The sequence below is a fragment of the Ruegeria sp. THAF57 genome (assembly GCF_903914075.1).
Classification (GTDB): domain Bacteria; phylum Pseudomonadota; class Alphaproteobacteria; order Rhodobacterales; family Rhodobacteraceae; genus Ruegeria.
Map to the genome: position 1 here is coordinate 215913 of NZ_CAIWNQ010000004.1, position 17643 is coordinate 233555.

The 17643-nt window shown below is 56.6% G+C and carries 18 protein-coding genes; 12 read left to right on the forward strand and 6 right to left on the reverse strand.

Annotated features, from left to right (window positions below; genetic code table 11):
- Positions 1-25 precede the first annotated feature (25 nt).
- The 3 genes from alaS (at position 26) to RUESEDTHA_RS12345 (ending at position 3976) form a co-directional block, all read left to right on the forward strand.
- Positions 26-2695 carry an alanine--tRNA ligase gene (gene alaS, locus RUESEDTHA_RS12335; RefSeq protein WP_180887145.1) on the forward strand — a complete coding sequence of 890 codons (2670 nt, stop codon included), beginning with the start codon at positions 26-28 and terminating at the stop codon, positions 2693-2695.
- 1 nt (position 2696) lies between these two features.
- Positions 2697-2984, forward strand: coding sequence for a DUF1330 domain-containing protein (locus tag RUESEDTHA_RS12340; protein ID WP_171121476.1), 288 nt, complete (start codon positions 2697-2699; stop codon positions 2982-2984).
- 368 nt (positions 2985-3352) lie between these two features.
- Positions 3353-3976: a transglutaminase-like cysteine peptidase gene (locus tag RUESEDTHA_RS12345; RefSeq protein WP_255431709.1), complete on the forward strand. Its 624-nt coding sequence runs from the start codon at positions 3353-3355 to the stop codon at positions 3974-3976.
- A gap of 89 nt (positions 3977-4065) precedes the next feature.
- Here RUESEDTHA_RS12345 and RUESEDTHA_RS12350 read toward each other — a convergent pair whose 3' ends face one another.
- From RUESEDTHA_RS12350 to RUESEDTHA_RS12360, 3 genes are all read right to left on the reverse strand, one after another.
- Complete coding sequence (locus tag RUESEDTHA_RS12350) at positions 4066-4851, reverse strand: hypothetical protein (protein ID WP_180887146.1); 786 nt, start codon at positions 4849-4851, stop codon at positions 4066-4068.
- A 433-nt stretch (positions 4852-5284) separates the two neighbouring features.
- Complete coding sequence (gene typA, locus RUESEDTHA_RS12355; RefSeq protein ID WP_171121474.1) at positions 5285-7102, reverse strand: translational GTPase TypA; 1818 nt, start codon at positions 7100-7102, stop codon at positions 5285-5287.
- 76 nt (positions 7103-7178) lie between these two features.
- On the reverse strand, positions 7179-7514 hold the full coding sequence (locus RUESEDTHA_RS12360) for a multidrug efflux SMR transporter (RefSeq protein ID WP_180887147.1): 336 nt from the start codon (positions 7512-7514) through the stop codon (positions 7179-7181).
- Between the two features lie 199 nt (positions 7515-7713).
- Here RUESEDTHA_RS12360 and RUESEDTHA_RS20880 point away from each other — a divergent pair, with 199 nt between their 5' ends.
- Entirely contained in the window at positions 7714-7845 is a 132-nt protein-coding gene (locus RUESEDTHA_RS20880; protein WP_255431711.1) for a hypothetical protein, read from the forward strand.
- Positions 7846-7892: 47 nt separating this feature from the next.
- Here RUESEDTHA_RS20880 and RUESEDTHA_RS12365 read toward each other — a convergent pair whose 3' ends face one another.
- Genes RUESEDTHA_RS12365 through RUESEDTHA_RS12375 form a run of 3 tightly spaced genes read right to left on the reverse strand, consistent with a single transcriptional unit; the run spans position 7893 to position 9945 of the window.
- Positions 7893-9050: an HD domain-containing protein gene (locus tag RUESEDTHA_RS12365; protein WP_180887148.1), complete on the reverse strand. Its 1158-nt coding sequence runs from the start codon at positions 9048-9050 to the stop codon at positions 7893-7895.
- A complete protein-coding gene (locus RUESEDTHA_RS12370) occupies positions 9047-9292 on the reverse strand; it encodes a hypothetical protein (RefSeq protein WP_180887149.1) in 246 nt (81 codons plus the stop codon). Before RUESEDTHA_RS12370 ends, RUESEDTHA_RS12365 begins: the two co-directional genes overlap by 4 nt.
- Complete coding sequence (locus tag RUESEDTHA_RS12375; RefSeq protein WP_170450609.1) at positions 9292-9945, reverse strand: alpha/beta hydrolase; 654 nt, start codon at positions 9943-9945, stop codon at positions 9292-9294. The genes RUESEDTHA_RS12370 and RUESEDTHA_RS12375 overlap by 1 nt, the downstream gene beginning before the upstream one ends.
- 178 nt (positions 9946-10123) lie before the next feature.
- Between RUESEDTHA_RS12375 and RUESEDTHA_RS12380 the strand changes: the two genes are divergently transcribed.
- From RUESEDTHA_RS12380 to RUESEDTHA_RS12415, 8 genes are all read left to right on the forward strand, one after another.
- A complete protein-coding gene (locus RUESEDTHA_RS12380; RefSeq protein ID WP_180887150.1) occupies positions 10124-10582 on the forward strand; it encodes an Rrf2 family transcriptional regulator in 459 nt (152 codons plus the stop codon).
- 60 nt (positions 10583-10642) lie between these two features.
- Complete coding sequence (locus RUESEDTHA_RS12385) at positions 10643-11686, forward strand: cysteine desulfurase family protein (protein WP_180887151.1); 1044 nt, start codon at positions 10643-10645, stop codon at positions 11684-11686.
- Between the two features lie 18 nt (positions 11687-11704).
- Entirely contained in the window at positions 11705-13225 is a 1521-nt protein-coding gene (gene sufB, locus RUESEDTHA_RS12390; protein ID WP_170413089.1) for a Fe-S cluster assembly protein SufB, read from the forward strand.
- A 75-nt stretch (positions 13226-13300) separates the two neighbouring features.
- Positions 13301-14056, forward strand: coding sequence for a Fe-S cluster assembly ATPase SufC (gene sufC, locus RUESEDTHA_RS12395; RefSeq protein WP_170553354.1), 756 nt, complete (start codon positions 13301-13303; stop codon positions 14054-14056).
- Complete coding sequence (locus tag RUESEDTHA_RS12400; RefSeq protein ID WP_180887152.1) at positions 14056-15336, forward strand: SufD family Fe-S cluster assembly protein; 1281 nt, start codon at positions 14056-14058, stop codon at positions 15334-15336. Before sufC ends, RUESEDTHA_RS12400 begins: the two co-directional genes overlap by 1 nt.
- Entirely contained in the window at positions 15336-15821 is a 486-nt protein-coding gene (locus tag RUESEDTHA_RS12405) for a YIP1 family protein (protein ID WP_180887153.1), read from the forward strand. The genes RUESEDTHA_RS12400 and RUESEDTHA_RS12405 overlap by 1 nt, the downstream gene beginning before the upstream one ends.
- Positions 15818-16384, forward strand: a complete 567-nt coding sequence (locus RUESEDTHA_RS12410; RefSeq protein ID WP_180887154.1) for a Yip1 family protein — start codon at positions 15818-15820, stop codon at positions 16382-16384. The genes RUESEDTHA_RS12405 and RUESEDTHA_RS12410 overlap by 4 nt, the downstream gene beginning before the upstream one ends.
- 13 nt (positions 16385-16397) lie before the next feature.
- On the forward strand, positions 16398-17618 hold the full coding sequence (locus RUESEDTHA_RS12415; RefSeq protein WP_180887155.1) for a cysteine desulfurase: 1221 nt from the start codon (positions 16398-16400) through the stop codon (positions 17616-17618).
- Positions 17619-17643 lie beyond the last annotated feature (25 nt).

Below are 17643 nucleotides of genomic sequence, written 5' to 3' on the forward strand. Positions count from 1 at the left end.
GATGACTGCGCGCTGAGAGAGCCTTATGCCCACGCTGAACGATATCCGATCGACCTTTCTGAACTACTTTGCCAAACAAGGGCACGAAGTGGTGGCGTCCAGCCCTCTGGTGCCCCGCAATGACCCGACACTGATGTTTGTGAACTCGGGCATGGTGCAATTCAAGAACCTGTTTACCGGCGTTGAAACCCGCGACTATCAGCGCGCGACAACGGCCCAGAAATGCGTGCGTGCAGGCGGCAAGCATAACGATTTGGACAATGTGGGTTACACCGCGCGCCACCACACGTTCTTTGAAATGTTGGGGAATTTCTCATTCGGTGATTATTTCAAGCATGACGCGATCCCTTTCGCGTGGGAGCTGATCACCAAGGAATTCGGTATCGACAAAAACCGTCTTCTGACAACGGTCTACCACACCGATGATGAGGCGTTCGAGATCTGGAAGAAGGTCGGCGTCCCCGAGGATCGGATTATCCGCATCGCCACCAGTGACAACTTCTGGCAAATGGGCCCGACCGGACCGTGTGGTCCGTGCACCGAGATTTTCTATGATCACGGCGACCACATCTGGGGCGGCCCTCCGGGTTCGGCCGAGGAAGATGGTGATCGGTTCATCGAAATCTGGAACATCGTTTTTATGCAAAACGAACAGTTCGAGGACGGCTCGATGGTGGAACTGGACATGCAGTCCATCGACACCGGCATGGGGCTGGAGCGGATTGGCGCGTTGTTGCAGGGCAGCCATGACAATTATGACACCGACCTGTTCAAAACGCTGATCGAGGCGTCGGCGGATGCAACCGGCGTTGATCCATACGGCGATCAAAACGTGCATCACCGCGTGATTGCGGATCACTTACGCTCGACCTCGTTCCTGATTGCCGATGGGGTGATGCCCAGCAATGACGGGCGCGGGTACGTTCTGCGCCGGATTATGCGTCGCGCTATGCGTCACGCGCATTTGCTGGGTGCGAAAGACCCTGTGATGCACCGCCTTGTGCCCTCGTTGGTGCAGTTGATGGGTGCGCAATACACGGAACTGGGACAGGCGCAGGCGCTGATCGAAGAAACGCTGCTGCTCGAGGAAACTCGGTTCAAGCAGACTCTGGATCGCGGTCTGAAGCTGCTGGATGATGAGGTTGCGGGCCTGCCCGAAGGGGCCGCTCTGCCCGGCGATGCAGCATTCAAACTGTATGACACTTATGGTTTCCCGCTGGACCTTACGCAGGATGCGTTACGTGAAAAGGGCCGGACCGTGGATACCGATGGATTTGATGAGGCGATGGCCGAACAGAAAGCCAAGGCGCGCTCCGCATGGGCAGGTTCGGGCGAGGCCGCAGATCAGGCCGTTTGGTTTGACGTGCTGGACAGTGCCGGGGCCACGGATTTTCTAGGCTATGATACTGAAAAGGCCGAAGGGCAGGTGGCTGCTCTGGTTGTGGATGGCGCGCTGGTCGACACTATCGAACAGGGCGGAACCGGCTGGGTCATCGTGAACCAAACCCCATTCTATGGTGAGGCCGGTGGTCAGGTCGGGGATACCGGCGAAATCCGACGGCTTGAGAATATGCAGGATGTGTCCAAGGTCGAAGACACTCGTAAGTTCGCCGAAGGTAAGGTCTATGCACATCGTGTGACGGTCAATCAAGGCGCGCTGTCCAAGGGTGACGGCGTCGAGCTTGAAGTGGATCATACCCGCCGTAGTGCGATCCGGGCCAACCACTCGGCCACGCACTTGCTGCATGAGGCGCTGCGCGAAACGCTGGGGGATCACGTGGCACAGCGCGGGTCGCTGAACGCCTCTGACCGACTTCGGTTCGATTTCAGCCACTCCAAGGCGCTGAGCACCGAGGAACTGCAAAAGGTCGAGCGTGAGGTGAATGCCTTTATCCGCCAGAACTCGACCGTGGAAACTCGGATCATGACGCCTGACGATGCGCGTGAACTGGGTGCGCAGGCGCTGTTTGGCGAGAAGTACGGCGACGAGGTGCGCGTTGTCTCGATGGGTAAAGCGCCCACGGGCAAAGGGCAGGACGGCGAAACGTGGTCGATCGAGCTGTGCGGTGGTACGCATGTCAAACAGACCGGCGATATCGGAACCTTTGTCGTTCTTGGCGACAGTGCCAGCAGCGCGGGTGTGCGCCGTATCGAGGCATTGACCGGGGAAGAGGCTTTCCGCCATTTGTCGGCTCAGGATCAGCGGTTGGGGCAGATTGCGTCCGAACTGAAGGCACAGCCCGACGATGTGGTCAGCCGGGTGAAGACTCTGATGGACGAACGCAAGGCCCTGCAGAACGAAGTAGCGCAGTTGCGTCGCGACTTGGCGATGGCAGGGGGTTCAGGTCAGGGTGGCGCTGAAGCAAAAGATGTGAACGGCGTGCCATTCCTGGCGCAGGCGCTGACTGGTGTGTCCGGTAAGGATCTGCCTGCATTGATCGACGAACACAAAAGCCGTCTGGGATCGGGGGCTGTTTTGCTGATCGCGGATGCGGGCGGCAAGGCGGCGGTCGCGGCTGGTGTAACGCAGGACTTGACCGAAAAAGTTTCGGCGGTCGATCTGGTTCGCGCTGCTGTCGCGGAACTGGGCGGTAAGGGCGGCGGTGGCCGCCCTGACATGGCGCAGGGTGGCGGCAAGGACGCTTCGAATTCTGATGCGGCGATCAAAGCCGCTGAACAGGTACTGGAGGGGTAAGATGCCCGCACTTTGGATCGCACATGTCACGGTGACAGACACCGAGGCTTATGGAAAATACGCTGAGCTTGCTGGACCAGCGATCGCCAAGCACGGCGGAGAATTTATCGCGCGCGCCGCGCGATATGTGCAGCTTGAAGGTAAAGAACGGCCGCGCAACGTGGTTGCCCGGTTTCCGTCCGTAGAAGCCGCGGTCGAATGCTATAATTCGCCCGAGTATCAAGAGGCCCTGGATCACGCGCGCGGCGCAAGTGAGCGTGAACTCGTGGTCGTGGAAATCACTGAGTAGAATCAGTTTTTTCGGCCGCCGGGTATTAACTAACCCGGCGGCCGTTTTTATTGCGCGGATTTCAGCCAACGCGCAAAATCGAAATTGTGTCCTCCACCGGGCTCACAATGTCATTCTAATATTTTATTTTTTTCAATGAGTTGCATCAGTTTTCTGAACGCAGCTCGCGACCTGCATGCCATAATTGTGGCTGGCTCAACGCAATTCTTGCTCCAAATGGTCAAATTGAGTCACGAAATTCCGCCTCTTTTCCTTCGCACGGTCACGTCAGATTGCGCAGGCGGTTCCGTTTACCGATAGTTTCCGAACTGGGGATACGGTCCGGTCTGTTCGCAATCGCTTGGAGACATAAGGATCGAGGGACAGGCATGAATTCTGTTGGCATCGGAAGCAGAGCAGTTGTTAAGAGGTCGGCCTTATCACTAGGGCGGGCCATTGGAGTATCCGCTTTGGCATGCGCCGCCATGTTTGGTGGCTCGAATGTCGAGGCTAGCGAAGGAAGTTTTATCCGCGCGGTGGCTGCGTCGCCGCCGCCGTCGGGCGCGCGCCAGTTGTGCCGGCAATACGCTTGGGCGTGTTCAAGTACGTCGTCTATCTCATTGACGACACAGCAGGAAATGAGAATCATCAACAGGGTCAATCGACAGGTTAACGCAACAACCCGAGAGGTCACCGACCAGTCGCAGTACCGCACAGTGGAACGATGGGCATTGCCAACTTCCCGTGGAGGCGATTGTGAAGATTTCGCTTTGCTCAAAAAGCGGGATTTGATCCGGGCAGGCATTGATCCAAGCAAACTGCTGATTGCGACCGTGCTGGATACGCAAAGACAGGCTCATGCAGTGTTGGTCTATCGCTCTGCCGGTGGCGATCTGGTGCTGGATAATCTGACCAACAGTATCAAGCCGTGGTCGGCCACCAGGTACCTGTTCTTGCGGATGCAGGACCCTAGAAAGCCAAGCAATTGGGTCGGAATTTACGGTCGAAGCTGAGCGTAGCCTTCGAAATTGACGGCCGGCAAAAGGAAGGGCGACCAATCGGTCGCCCTTGTCCGTATCTGAGAGGCGGTCAGAACGCTCGGTTAGAATACACCGCCGCTCCCGTCGGAACCGCCGCCGCCAGCACCGCCGCCGCTGCCATCGCTGCCACCACCGTCGGAGCCGCCACCGCTGCCGTCAGAGCCACCGCCACCAGAGCCGCCGCCGTCACCGTTGTTGCCGCCAGTGTTGCCTCCACCATTGCTACCGCCGTTGCCGTCGCCGCTGTTGGAGTTTCCACCGCCATTGCTGCCGCCATTGCCGCTGCCGCTGTCGGAGTTTCCTCCTCCATTGCTGCCGCCGTTTCCGTCGCCGCTACCTCTTCTGCTGCCGTCATCGCTGCCGCCATTACTCTGTCCAGAAGAACCAGAGTTGCCGCCACCGTTACTACCGCCATTGCCGCGACCTTCGCCATTGTCAGCACCGCCGTTGCTGCCGCCATTGCTGTCATTGCCGCCGCCGCTGTCGCCTGTGCTACCGCCGGAACCCGGTCCGTCACCGTTGCCGTTTCCGCTTCCGCCGCCGCCGTCATTGCCGCCACCGCCGTCGTTACCGCTGCCGCCGCCAGAATCACCTCTTGTTGGTGACACTCCACCACCGCCATTGGTCCCGTCGTCACCATCGGTGCCTGATCCGGTTTGTCCGCCGTCGCTACTGCTACCGGTCCCGGATGAGCCGAGCGAATTCTGATTTGCGTCATTGTTGCGTTGGTTGGCTGCGATGGTTGCGGTTGGGATGTCCGTAAGTATCGCTGCGAACAACGGGCACGCTTCAGATGTGCGCGCCAGGATGTCTTCAAAATCCGGGCGGCGTTGAAGATACTTGAGCATCCTCCGATCAACGACCTGACAATCGCACAGAGTTTCTGTCGATACCGACTGTCGGGCCGTTTTAACTGTGCAAGTTTCCGATGCCTGGACGGTACCCGCGGAAATCAGTGGGAAGGTCGCAGAAATGAATACAAATGATAGTAAACGGGATTTCACGCGCATGGCGTCACTCCTTCAAACTCGTTAACACATCGCTTTACAAATAATAGTGTGCCACATTTTTAACACAAATTCACCGGTTCTTGGCCATATTTTAATAATGCTTGAAGGAAAAACTTAAGTTGCTGACACAATGTTGGGTTGAAAGTTTTTAAAAAACAAAAAGAAAGCCCATCGCAAAGATGGGCTTTCGTTGAATGATTATTTCGCAGGGATACCCAAAAGTACCAAATTGCATATTTTGTTCCGAATATGGAAACCGCAATTTTCGAAATTATGCAGACTTGGCCATCCGCTTGCGTTCATGCGGATCAAGATAGCGCTTGCGAAGCCGGATGGCGTTTGGCGTAACTTCGACCAATTCGTCGTCGTCGATATAGGCAATCGCCTCTTCTAGCGAGAACTGGACATGCGGTGTCAGTCGTACCGCGTCGTCAGACCCGCTGGCGCGCACGTTTGTCAGTTTTTTACCCTTGAGTGGGTTCACTTCCAGATCGTTGTCGCGGGAATGCTCGCCGATCACCATGCCTTGATAGACATCGGTTTGCGGCGCCACGAACATGCGTCCACGCTCTTCTAGGTTCCATAGGGCATAGGCCACGGCCTGTCCGTTTTCCATCGAGATCAGAACGCCTGCACGACGACCGGGAATTTGGCCTTTATGCGCGGCCCAGCCGTGGAAAACGCGGTTCAGAACACCGGTGCCGCGGGTGTCGGTCAAGAACTCGCCGTGATAGCCGATCAGACCCCGCGACGGCACATGCGCGATGATGCGGGTCTTACCAGCACCTGCGGGGCGCATTTCAACCAGTTCGCCCTTGCGCGCGCCGGTGACTTTCTCGATCACAGCGCCCGAGAATTCGTCGTCGACGTCGATGGTGACTTCTTCGATGGGTTCCATGCGCTGACCGTCTTCTTCGCGGAACAGAACCTGCGGGCGCGAGATACTAAGTTCGAACCCTTCGCGACGCATGTTTTCGATCAGAACGCCCATTTGCAATTCGCCACGGCCTGCGACCTCGAACGCTTCGCCGCCGGGGGTATCGGTGATACGGATGGCGACGTTTGACTCGGCCTCCTTCATGAGGCGGTCGCGGATCACGCGGGACTGAACCTTTTTTCCGTCACGACCGGCCAGAGGCGAGTCGTTGATGCCAAAGGTCACTGTGATGGTCGGCGGGTCGATGGGTTGGGCGGGCAGGGCCTCTTCAACCTGCGGGGACACAAGCGAATCCGCAACGGTCGCTTTGCTCATGCCAGCGATGGTGACGATGTCACCGGCTTCGGCCACGTCGATGGGCTGTTGGGCCAGACCGCGGAACGCGAGGATTTTCGAGGCGCGGAAGTTTTCGATCAAAGTACCGTCGCGCGACAGCGCCTTGAGGCTATCGCCCGCTTTCAGTGTGCCGCTTTCGACGCGGCCGGTCAGGATTCGTCCGATGAACGGGTCGCTGCCCAGCGTCGTTGCCAGCATACGGAACGGTTCGTCTTTCTTGTCGGCCTGTTTGGGGGCAGGGACGTGATCGACGATCAGGTCGAACAAGGCGGTCAGGTCCTTGCGCGGACCGTCCAGCTCCATATCCGCCCAGCCAGAACGGCCCGAGGCGTACATCGCCGGGAAGTCCAACTGGTCATCGTCCGCGCCGAGGTTGGCGAACAGGTCGAAGCACTCATCCAGCGCGCGGTCGGGTTCAGCGTCGGGCTTGTCGACCTTGTTCAACACCACGATCGGACGCAGGCCCAGCGCTAGCGCCTTGGAGGTCACGAATTTGGTCTGCGGCATCGGGCCTTCGGCCGCATCGACCAACAGAACCACACCGTCGACCATCGACAGGATCCGCTCAACCTCGCCGCCGAAATCGGCGTGGCCGGGGGTGTCGACGATGTTGATGCGCGTACCTTTCCATTCGACCGAAGTTGCCTTGGCTAGGATGGTGATCCCGCGCTCACGCTCCAGATCGTTGCTGTCCATGGCGCGTTCCGCCACGGCCTGATTTTCCCGGAACGCACCGGATTGTTTGAGCAGCTCATCCACCAGGGTCGTCTTGCCGTGGTCCACGTGAGCGATGATTGCGATATTGCGCAGGTCCATGAGAGGTCAGCCTTTGAACGGGAAGTTGCCGCGCGCATAGCGTGGTTTGACCAAATAGACCAGCCCTAACCGGCGATCAGTGGCCAGCGGTTTTTGAAAACAGGTGAATGACAAGGATTCCGGTCAATATCATTGTCAGTCCGAGTACGGCTGGCCAGTCCAGCTTTTGGCCGAAGACAATAAACCCGATGATCGCAATCAGAAAGATGCCAAGACCGGACCAAATCGCGTAAACGATTCCGACCGGCATGTATTTCAGCGTCAGACCCAGCAGATAGAAGGCGACGCCATAGCCCACAACAACAAGTACCGATGGCCAGAATCGGCTGAATTGCTGGCTGGCCTGCAAGGATGTCGTCCCAACGGTTTCAGCAATAACTGCCAGTAGAAGGATCAAATAAGCTTTGGGCACGGCAGGTCTCGATATGATTGAACCAAGCGTTGTTGAGCACGGTTTTTCTGATCTCTGCAAGCCCTTTTTGGATGATCAGGTTTTTCTATGGGGACAGAGCATGCAACTCCGTTGAGGGTCCGGTTTACCTTACTGTTTAGACGCGCAAATTTGTGGCATTTGAGAAGCGTTAGAAGGTTGTATTTTATGAGTAATTTATATGACGAAATTTGCAATTTCTGTCATTGCTGTATCGGCTTTGATTGTGGCGCTGGGTTGGCTGACTGGCGGAGGGGAAGTTAACGACAGTGTGGCCGACAATGTTGAATGGTTAAACGGTGTTCAGGTCTAGGCGCCTGCCGGTTGCCGGGAGAAGGGGCATTTTCGCCCCTTCTTTCGTTATTCGGCCAACGTTTCAGAAAAATACCTATCCAGTTGCGGGCGCAGCCATGACCACAGTTTTGGGGCGCCCCGCGAAATAGGTTTGCCGACGCGGCTTTCGATCTGGGCAAAGGTCACGTTGTAATCTACCCACGATCCACCACCGGTTTCCAGATTACCGACCGGGGTCTGAAACCGGTCAATCGCCTTTGCAAAACATGCATCTGGCGTTTCTGCGGCTTCGAACTCCTGCCAAAGCGAAAAAAACCTTTGGTTTTGTTCAGGCGGGAGCATTCCGAACAACCTGGTCGCCGCAGCCTGTTCCTCGGCTTCCTGGGCGGCGTGGTCTACCTGTCCGTGGATCGGATGATCTCCGGCATCTATTTCGACGATGTCGTGCAGTAAGAGCATTTTGAGGACCCGGTCGATTGATACAACTGGGTCGGCATGCTCGGACAGTACCCACGCAAACAGCATGATGTGCCAGGAATGCTCGGCAGAGTTTTCGAACCGCTCCCCGGACAATAGCCGTGACGCCCGCGACACGGATTTGAGCTTGTCAGATTCAGCTAAAAAGGGAAGGCGTCGTGAAAACGGTGTGTCTTGGCCGCTTGTGTTTTCCAGCATCGAACGGGCAAGCCGGAACGCATCGGGGAAGTCTGTTTCCAGATAAGCCGCACGTCCGCCGTTCAAGTTATCGCGGACGACATCAATATGGTCTGGGCGCGGTTCCGGTGCACACAGTACCTGGAACATGGGTTGGCACCGATCAAGAATCTTGGCGAAACGGGCGTCTGCGGATTTATCCGCCTCAAATTCTTGCCAAAGCGACAGGAACGCCTGCGACTGATCGTCAGGAAGCAGCCCGAACAACTCTGCTGCCGCTGCTTGTTCTGCACGCTCAACAGCCAGCCAGTCTGTCTCAAGGTGGATCGGATGATCGCCGACTATGATCTCAACCAGATCATGCAGCAGAAGCATTCGTATGACGCGGTCGATATCAACGTCATCGCCAGCCAAAGGCTGCATGGCCAAAGCCCAAAGAGCCAATTGCCAGCTATGCTCGGCCGCATTTTCGGCACGTGACTGATCCAACAATGCGTTGGCGCGATCAACCGATTTCAGTTTGTCCGCGCTTTTCAGGAATTCTACTTGCGCGGACAGCCTGTCAGTCATTGTTTTTCAATCGCTTTTATTTGCTTGCGGTGTTCCGACAGGCGCTTGATGACGAACTGTCGCGCCTTGCGTTCAGCCAGCCGCACCCGGATTTCTGTCAGAAACGCCTCTTCCAATGTTTGAGAGGATGCGCCCAGCAAATCGCCGACCTCGACAAAGAAGCGATCGTCACCGGTTTCATCCATGACTTTCAACGTGTCTTCGGCCAGTTTCGCCGCAAGCGAGTTGAGCGTGTCAGACATCAGCGCGTGGTCTCGGTCAGCCGGCGTTTCACATAGTCGCTGACATCGGTGATCAGGGTGTCCATGTGGCGATCCTGGAAAAAGTGGTCAGCGCCTTCAACCTCGTTATGGGTGATGGTGATGCCCTTTTGCTCGTGCAGTTTGTTGACCAGCGATGTTGTGTCTGCAGGCGGTGCAACACGGTCCGCAGAGCCATTGATGATCAGCCCGGACGAGGGGCAGGGGGCCAGGAACGAAAAGTCGTACATGTTGGCCGGGGGCGATACACTGATAAAGCCAGTGATTTCGGGCCGGCGCATCAGCAGTTGCATACCGATCCATGCGCCGAATGAGAATCCGGCCACCCAGCAGTGTTTCGAGTTGTTGTTCATCGACTGCAGGTAATCCAGCGCCGAGGCGGCATCGCTCAACTCGCCGACGCCTTGATCATACTCGCCCTGGCTGCGGCCCACGCCACGGAAGTTGAACCGCAGAACTGTGAAGCCCATGTTGTAGAACGCATAGTGAAGGTTATAGACCACCTTGTTGTTCATGGTCCCGCCGAATTGAGGATGCGGGTGCAGCACGATGGCGATCGGTGCGTCTTTTTCCTTTTGCGGGTGGTAACGGCCTTCCAGGCGGCCTTCTGGTCCGGGAAAAATCACCTCGGGCATGTGTGCGTTGGTCCTGTCTTTTTCTTCTGGGCGCCTGTCTATACTTGACTGTTATCGTCAGGCACCTTAGAACGGTTCTAATTGTAATGCTGCGCGCTTTGGCGCTGTCAGTCGGAGATACGCACTGGCAGCGGCGGCGTCAATGTTTTCGCGCGATGTCAGCCAAGAGGGAAAGAAAATGAAGCTGTCGACCAAAGGTCGTTATGCGATGGTCGCTTTGGCTGATATCGCACTTCAACCGCCTGACGGGCTGGTGACGTTGGGCGAAATCTCTGAAAGACAGGACATTTCCTTAGCTTATCTCGAACAATTGTTCGTCAAACTGCGACGCGCCGATCTGGTGTCGTCAGTCAGGGGGCCAGGCGGTGGCTATCGGCTGGCGCGACCTGCTTCGGAAATCCGTGTTGTAGAAGTTCTGGCCGCGGTTGATGAGACTGTGGATGCGCTGCAAAAGGGCGCAGGAGCGTCGGGCGGATCCTCTGGCAGTCGTGCGCAATCCTTGACCAACAGGCTTTGGGAAGGCCTGAGTGCACACGTCTATGTCTTTTTACATCAGACCCGTCTTTCTGACGTCATCAAGAACGATCTGGCGCCTTGCCCGGCAGTTCCAAATCTATTTTCGGTCGTGGACGACTGAAATGATCAACTGCGCATTCAGGGCAATCACACGACACGATGAGCCGTTAAAGGTGCATCCATGAATCGCGTTTATCTGGATCATAACGCGACAGCCCCTCTGCGGCCCGAAGCACGGGATGCTATGCTTGCGGCAATGGATGTGTGTGGCAATCCGTCGTCTGTCCATGCGGAAGGGCGTGCAGCCAAGGCACTGATTGAGCGCGCGCGCGCCCAGGTTGCTGCGGCGTTTGGGGCGGATGGTGCCGATATCGTTTTTACCTCGGGGTCGACCGAAGGTGCGGCGCTGGCCTTGGAAGGCCGCGCCTTGCATGGCGCCGGGATTGAGCATGATGCGGTCAGGGCCTGGATACAGGAAGACCTTACAGTTTCCGATAACGGTTTGGTTGATGTAGCAGAGCCGCAAAACGCCACCTTGCAGCTTGCAAATTCCGAGACGGGGATCATCCAGTCTTTGCCTGCGGGTCTGGCAGTAACGGATGCGACGCAGGCGTTTGGAAAATTGCCCGTGGCGTTCAACTGGCTGGACGTACAAATGGCGTTGATCTCGGCGCACAAACTGGGTGGGCCAAAAGGGGTTGGCGCAGTCGTAATGAAGCGTGGAACTGATCTGGCCGCCCGAATAAAAGGCGGCGGACAGGAAATGGGGCGTCGATCCGGCACCGAAAATGTCATTGGAATCGCGGGTTTCGGAGCGGCGGCTGAGGCAGCGGCGCGCGATCTGGCCAATGGGGTTTGGGCGCAAGTTGAAGAATTTAGAAATATTCTAGAAATGGCTCTTGAGGCTGGTTCTAAAACTACTATTTTTATCGGGAATGGTCAGGATCGCCTGCCGAACACGCTGTGTTTTGCCACCCCCGGCTGGAAAGGCGAGACACAAGTCATGCAGATGGATTTATCAGGTTTTGCGGTCAGTGCTGGCTCGGCCTGCTCCAGCGGCAAGGTCCGGGCAAGCGCGGTTTTGACTGCAATGGGTTTCGATGACGAGGTGGCATCCAGCGCTGTGCGCGTGTCGCTTGGACATCAGACTACAGAAGAAGATGTGCTGCGTTTCGCGGAAACGTGGCTGGCGAAAGAAAAGAAACATCGCGCGCGGGCCGCGTGATCTGACGGAGGGTGACTTATGGCCGCTTTGGACCAGACCCAGGTAAAAGAGGGTGTCGATCAGGAAACCGTGGACGCGGTACGCGAGGTCGGAACCTATAAATACGGTTGGGACACTGATATCGAGATGGAGTATGCGCCCAAGGGCGTGAACCCCGATATCGTCCGTCTGATCTCGGAAAAGAACGAAGAGCCCGAGTGGATGACTGAATGGCGTCTGGCCGCGTTTGAGCGCTGGACCCAGATCGAAGAGCCGAACTGGGCGATGGTCAACTATCCCAAGATCGACTTTCAGGATCAGTATTACTATGCCCGGCCCAAGTCGATGGAGGAAAAGCCCAAGTCGCTGGACGAGGTCGATCCCAAGCTGTTGGCCACTTATGAAAAGCTGGGCATTCCGCTGAAAGAACAGATGATTCTGGCTGGTGTCGAGGGGGCCGAGGATGCGCCCGCCGAAGGCCGGAAGGTTGCCGTTGATGCAGTGTTTGACTCGGTGTCTGTTGGAACAACATTTCAGGCCGAATTGAAGAAAGCCGGTGTGATCTTTTGTTCGATTTCCGAGGCGATCCGCGAGCACCCCGAGCTGGTCAAGAAATACCTTGGGTCGGTGGTTCCGGTCTCGGACAACTTCTACGCTACGCTGAACTCGGCCGTGTTCTCGGACGGCTCGTTCGTCTACATCCCGCCGGGTGTGCGCTGCCCGATGGAGCTGAGCACCTATTTCCGCATTAACGCGGAAAACACCGGTCAGTTTGAACGGACGCTGATCATCGCCGACAAGGGATCGTATGTGTCCTATTTGGAAGGCTGCACCGCGCCGCAGCGCGATACCGCGCAATTGCATGCCGCTGTGGTTGAGATCATCATCGAGGAAGACGCCGAGGTTAAGTACTCGACCGTTCAGAACTGGTTCCCCGGGGATGAGAATGGCAAGGGTGGCATCTATAACTTCGTGACCAAACGCGCCGATTGCCGGGGTGATCGGTCTAAGGTGATGTGGACGCAGGTTGAAACCGGTTCGGCTGTGACGTGGAAATACCCATCCTGCATCCTGCGTGGTGAGGAAAGCCAGGGTGAGTTCTATTCGATCGCGATCACGAATAACTACCAGCAGGCCGATACCGGCACCAAGATGGTTCACCTTGGTAAGAACACCAAGTCGCGGATCGTGTCCAAAGGTATCAGTGCGGGTAAGGCGCAAAACACTTACCGTGGGCTGGTCTCGATGCATCCCAAGGCCAAGAACAGCCGGAACTATACCCAGTGTGACAGCCTGCTGATTGGCGACAAATGCGGGGCGCATACGGTGCCGTATATCGAGGTCAAGAACAACTCGAGCCGGGTTGAGCATGAGGCGACGACATCCAAGGTGGATGACGATCAGCTTTTCTATTGCCGTCAACGCGGCATGGACGAGGAAGAGGCCGTGGCGCTGGTTGTCAACGGGTTCTGCAAGGACGTCCTGCAGGCGTTGCCGATGGAATTTGCCATGGAAGCGCAGCAATTGGTTGCGATCAGCCTTGAAGGGTCTGTGGGGTAACCCTGAACTCTCTCTCTTGAAATCAGAATTTATCGGGGCCGGGTGGCCCCTTGCGATACGCTAAAGGGTCAAAAAATGCTGGAAATCAAAAACCTGCACGTGAAACTCGAAGAAGAGGAAAAGCAAATCCTCAAAGGTGTCGACCTTACCGTCGAGGCGGGAAAAGTGCATGCGATCATGGGGCCGAATGGCTCGGGCAAATCGACACTCAGCTATGTGCTGTCGGGTCGTGACGGATACGAAGTAACCGATGGGTCAGCCACGTTGGATGGTGAGGACCTGCTGGAGATGGAGCCCGAGGAACGCGCTGCCGCTGGTGTTTTCTTGGCCTTCCAATACCCGGTCGAAATTCCGGGCGTTGGCAACATGACGTTCCTGCGTACCGCTGTGAATGCACAACGCAAGGCGCGCGGTGAGGATGAGCTGTCGGCCGCTGATTTCCTGAAAGAGGTTCGCGCTAAGGCGAAATCCTTGAAGATCGACGCGGACATGCTGAAACGCCCCGTCAATGTCGGTTTCTCGGGCGGTGAGAAAAAGCGTAACGAGATCCTGCAAATGGCGATGCTTGAGCCCAAGATGTGCATCCTGGATGAAACGGATTCGGGTCTTGATGTCGACGCGATGAAACTGGTCGCAGAAGGCGTGAACGCGCTGCGCGACGAAGGTCGTGGGTTCCTGGTAATCACGCACTATCAGCGTCTGTTGGATCATATCAAACCGGATGTCGTGCACATTATGGCAGATGGTAAGATCGTCAAGACCGGCGGTCCTGATCTGGCGCTTGAGGTTGAAAACAACGGTTACGCTGACATTCTGGCCGAGGTGAACTGATGGCGCTGCCCGAAGTGAAACAAACCGCAACCGAGGCGCGGCTGGCCAATCTGGTAATGCCTGACGCCGGTTGCACACGTGCCGCGCGCGAAGATGCGCTGGCGCGGGTTCTTGAAATGGGTCTGCCGGGGCGCCGCGATGAGTATTGGAAATACACACGCCCCGATACGCTGGTCTCGGCCGAGGCGCCCACTGCTGCATTGTTCCACTCTGATGAAGCGATGCTGTTCAGCGAGTTTGACCGCCTGAAGATTGTGTTCGTGGACGGTGTCTTCAGCCCCGAAGAGTCGGATGATCTTGAGCTGGAAGGCGTCACGATTGATCGGATCGAAGACATCTGCTGCAAAGACATCCACTGGGCAAAAGAGCTGTACGGCGTTCTTGAAGCGCGTGGTCAGACTCCTGTGCAGCGTCCGCTTGCTGCGTTGAATACGGCATTTGCCGCAGACGGTATCGCGATTCATGTGACTGGGAAGCCCTCGAAGCCGATCAGCTTTATTTATCGGCACGCGTCGGAAACCTCGGATGCGATGTTGCATCATATCATTCGCGTAGAATCCGGAGCAGAAGTGACCATTCTTGAGAATGGGCCAGCCGCGTCGCGTTTTAACAAATGCATGGAAATCGACATCGCCGATGAAGGCGTTCTGCACCATGTACGCGCACAAGGCCGGGATCATGAGCGCCGGGCAGCCACCCATATGTTCACTCGTTTGGGTAAGGAGTCGGTCTACAAGTCCTTTACACTGACCGTGAACGGAGTGCTGACCCGCAATGAGCAAGTCATCGAACTGACCGGCGATGACGCCGTGGCGCATGTGGCGGGTGCTTGTGTTGGCGATGGTGATTTTCACCACGATGACACGGTGTTTGTAACCCATGACGCGGTGAACTGCGAAAGCCGTCAGGTGTTCAAGAAGGTTTTACGAAACGGCGCTACCGGCGTTTTCCAGGGCAAGATCCTTGTGAAAGAGGGCGCGCAGAAAACCGACGGGTACCAGATCAGCCAATCGTTGCTGTTGGACGATGACAGCCAGTTTCTCGCCAAACCCGAGCTTGAGATTTATGCTGACGACGTTGCATGCTCGCATGGCTCGACTTCGGGCGCGATCGACGAAACGGCTCTTTTCTATCTGCGCTCGCGCGGAGTTCCGACAAAAGACGCGACCAACATGCTGACGTTGGCGTTTCTGGCCGAAGCCGTGGACGAGATAGAGGATGAAGCGTTGGCTGAAGCGATCGTGAGCCGGCTGGAAGGCTGGTTGTCGCGACATAGCTGATGCCGGTTACGTCTGATATTGTGGCCACATATCGAGGGCCGGGCCGTGTCGTGCGCCGGCTTCTCGAATTGGGGCAACGTGAAGATCGCGCTTTGGTCTTTGTCATGGCGTTCTGCGTCGTGGCTTTCATTGCCCAGCTGCCCAGCCTGTCCCGACGCGCACATCTTGAAGGTCTTGAGTTGAACATGCTCATGGGCGGTGCGCTTTTGGGTACGGTGATTATCCTGCCTCTCTTCTTCTACTTGCTGGCGTTCATATCGTATGGCGCGGCGCGTTTGATTGGCGGCAAAGGTTCGGCCTATGGCGCGCGGGTCGCGCTGTTCTGGGCTCTCTTGTCATCAACGCCGTTGGTTCTTCTAAATGGGCTGGTTGCGGGATTCATTGGGCCGGGGCCAACGCTTTCAGCGGTCGGCCTGATCTGGGTCGCGGTTTTCCTGTGGTTTTGGATGTCAGGAATGCGTCAAGCGCAGGGGTTCTCAGAATGAATAGTGCCCCGCTCAGCCATCTTGCGGTTCTCACCGTAACCAATCCAGCCGAAGCCGCCCGTCGCCTGCTGTCACTGCGTCCGGGGCGCGAGGTTTTGTGGCTGGCCTTTTTCCTGGCGGTTGTTCTGAACGGACTCGTTCAGGTTGGAATCGACCAGCTTATCGTGGTTCCGCAGGGACAGGGCGTGGTTGAAGCTGAACCGGTGCTTTTGAACCTTTTACGATCGGCGGGTGCCATGCTGCTGAGCATCGCGGCTTTTCTGTTCATCGGAAAGTTCATGGGTGGCACGGCTTCGTTTGAAGACATCATGATTCTGTCAGTTTGGCTGCAGTTTCTTCAAATTGTCGCGCTTACGGTGACTTTGCTGGTGTCTCTGGTCGTGCCCTTCTTCATGGTCATGTTGATGCTGGCGACAGCGATACTAAGCCTTTACGTCACACTGCATTTCCTGAACGAAGCGCATAAGTTCGGCTCACTCCTTAAATCCTTTGGGGTCATTGTGTTGTCGGCTTTGGTTGCATTGCCATTTGTCCTTGTGCTGACACCCAGTGGTCCGGTGTAGGAAAGAAAAAACCATGTATGATGTGCAGAAAATCCGCTCTGACTTCCCGATCCTGTCCCGAGAGGTGAATGGAAAGCCGTTAACCTATCTGGACAATGGCGCTTCGGCGCAGAAACCTCAGGTCGTGATTGACGCGGTGACGCGGGCGTATGCTGAAGAATATTCAAATGTTCATCGCGGTTTGCACTACCTGTCGAACCTGGCGACCGAGAAATACGAATCCGTTCGTGGCACCATCGCGCGTTTCCTCGGCGCCCAAGATGAAAACGAAATCGTTCTGAATTCGGGCACGACCGAGGGAATTAACCTTGTTGCCTATGGCTGGGCGATGCCGCGTCTCGAGGCCGGGGATGAAATCGTCCTGAGTGTCATGGAGCACCACGCCAACATCGTTCCCTGGCACTTCCTGCGCGAGCGGCAGGGCGTTGTCCTGAAATGGGTCGACATTGATCCGGACGGCGGGCTGGACCCGCAAGCGGTGATTGACGCGATCGGACCCAAGACCAAGCTGGTTGCCGTAACACAGTGTTCAAATGTTCTTGGTACTGTGGTCGATGTAAAGGCTGTTACCGAAGGCGCCCATACCAAGGGCGTTCCGGTGCTGGTGGATGGAAGTCAGGGTGCCGTGCACATGCCGGTGAACGTGCAGGATATCGGCTGTGATTTCTATGCAATCACGGGGCATAAGCTGTATGGCCCGTCCGGTTCTGGTGCGATCTACATTAAATCCGAACGCATGGCCGAGATGCGCCCTTTTATCGGCGGTGGCGACATGATCAAAGAAGTCAGCAAAGATCAGGTTATCTATAACGACCCGCCCATGAAATTCGAGGCCGGTACCCCGGGCATAGTTCAGACCATCGGGCTGGGCGTCGCGCTGGATTACATGATGGATCTGGGGATGGAGAACATCGCCGCGCATGAGGCGGGGTTGCGCGATTATGCGTTCGAGAAACTGGCTGGTCTCAATTGGCTTCAGGTTCAAGGTATGCGTCCGGACAAGGCCGCGATCTTCAGCTTTACGCTGGACGGGGCTGGACATGCGCATGACGTATCCACCATTCTGGACAAGAAGGGCGTCGCGGTCCGCGCCGGGCATCATTGCGCAGGGCCACTGATGGATTTCTTCGGTGTTACCGCAACTTGCCGTGCGAGCTTTGGCCTTTACAACACAACGGATGAGGTTGACACGCTGGTCGACGCGCTTGAACTGGCGCATGATTTGTTTGCGTAAATGCCGGCGCTATAGGGGCGATTTG

What these genes read in the sequence shown, in the direction of transcription:
- alaS (WP_180887145.1), top strand. Translation starts at nt 26, where the DNA reads ATGCCCACGCTGAACGATATCCGATCGACCTTTCTGAACTACTTTGCC.
- RUESEDTHA_RS12340 (WP_171121476.1), top strand. Translation starts at nt 2,697, where the DNA reads ATGCCCGCACTTTGGATCGCACATGTCACGGTGACAGACACCGAGGCT.
- RUESEDTHA_RS12345 (WP_255431709.1), top strand. Translation starts at nt 3,353, where the DNA reads ATGAATTCTGTTGGCATCGGAAGCAGAGCAGTTGTTAAGAGGTCGGCC.
- RUESEDTHA_RS12350 (WP_180887146.1), bottom strand. Translation starts at nt 4,851, where the DNA reads ATGCTCAAGTATCTTCAACGCCGCCCGGATTTTGAAGACATCCTGGCG.
- typA (WP_171121474.1), bottom strand. Translation starts at nt 7,102, where the DNA reads ATGGACCTGCGCAATATCGCAATCATCGCTCACGTGGACCACGGCAAG.
- RUESEDTHA_RS20880 (WP_255431711.1), top strand. Translation starts at nt 7,714, where the DNA reads ATGACGAAATTTGCAATTTCTGTCATTGCTGTATCGGCTTTGATTGTG.
- RUESEDTHA_RS12365 (WP_180887148.1), bottom strand. Translation starts at nt 9,050, where the DNA reads ATGACTGACAGGCTGTCCGCGCAAGTAGAATTCCTGAAAAGCGCGGAC.
- RUESEDTHA_RS12370 (WP_180887149.1), bottom strand. Translation starts at nt 9,292, where the DNA reads ATGTCTGACACGCTCAACTCGCTTGCGGCGAAACTGGCCGAAGACACG.
- RUESEDTHA_RS12375 (WP_170450609.1), bottom strand. Translation starts at nt 9,945, where the DNA reads ATGCCCGAGGTGATTTTTCCCGGACCAGAAGGCCGCCTGGAAGGCCGT.
- RUESEDTHA_RS12380 (WP_180887150.1), top strand. Translation starts at nt 10,124, where the DNA reads ATGAAGCTGTCGACCAAAGGTCGTTATGCGATGGTCGCTTTGGCTGAT.
- RUESEDTHA_RS12385 (WP_180887151.1), top strand. Translation starts at nt 10,643, where the DNA reads ATGAATCGCGTTTATCTGGATCATAACGCGACAGCCCCTCTGCGGCCC.
- sufB (WP_170413089.1), top strand. Translation starts at nt 11,705, where the DNA reads ATGGCCGCTTTGGACCAGACCCAGGTAAAAGAGGGTGTCGATCAGGAA.
- sufC (WP_170553354.1), top strand. Translation starts at nt 13,301, where the DNA reads ATGCTGGAAATCAAAAACCTGCACGTGAAACTCGAAGAAGAGGAAAAG.
- RUESEDTHA_RS12400 (WP_180887152.1), top strand. Translation starts at nt 14,056, where the DNA reads ATGGCGCTGCCCGAAGTGAAACAAACCGCAACCGAGGCGCGGCTGGCC.
- RUESEDTHA_RS12405 (WP_180887153.1), top strand. Translation starts at nt 15,336, where the DNA reads ATGCCGGTTACGTCTGATATTGTGGCCACATATCGAGGGCCGGGCCGT.
- RUESEDTHA_RS12410 (WP_180887154.1), top strand. Translation starts at nt 15,818, where the DNA reads ATGAATAGTGCCCCGCTCAGCCATCTTGCGGTTCTCACCGTAACCAAT.
- RUESEDTHA_RS12415 (WP_180887155.1), top strand. Translation starts at nt 16,398, where the DNA reads ATGTATGATGTGCAGAAAATCCGCTCTGACTTCCCGATCCTGTCCCGA.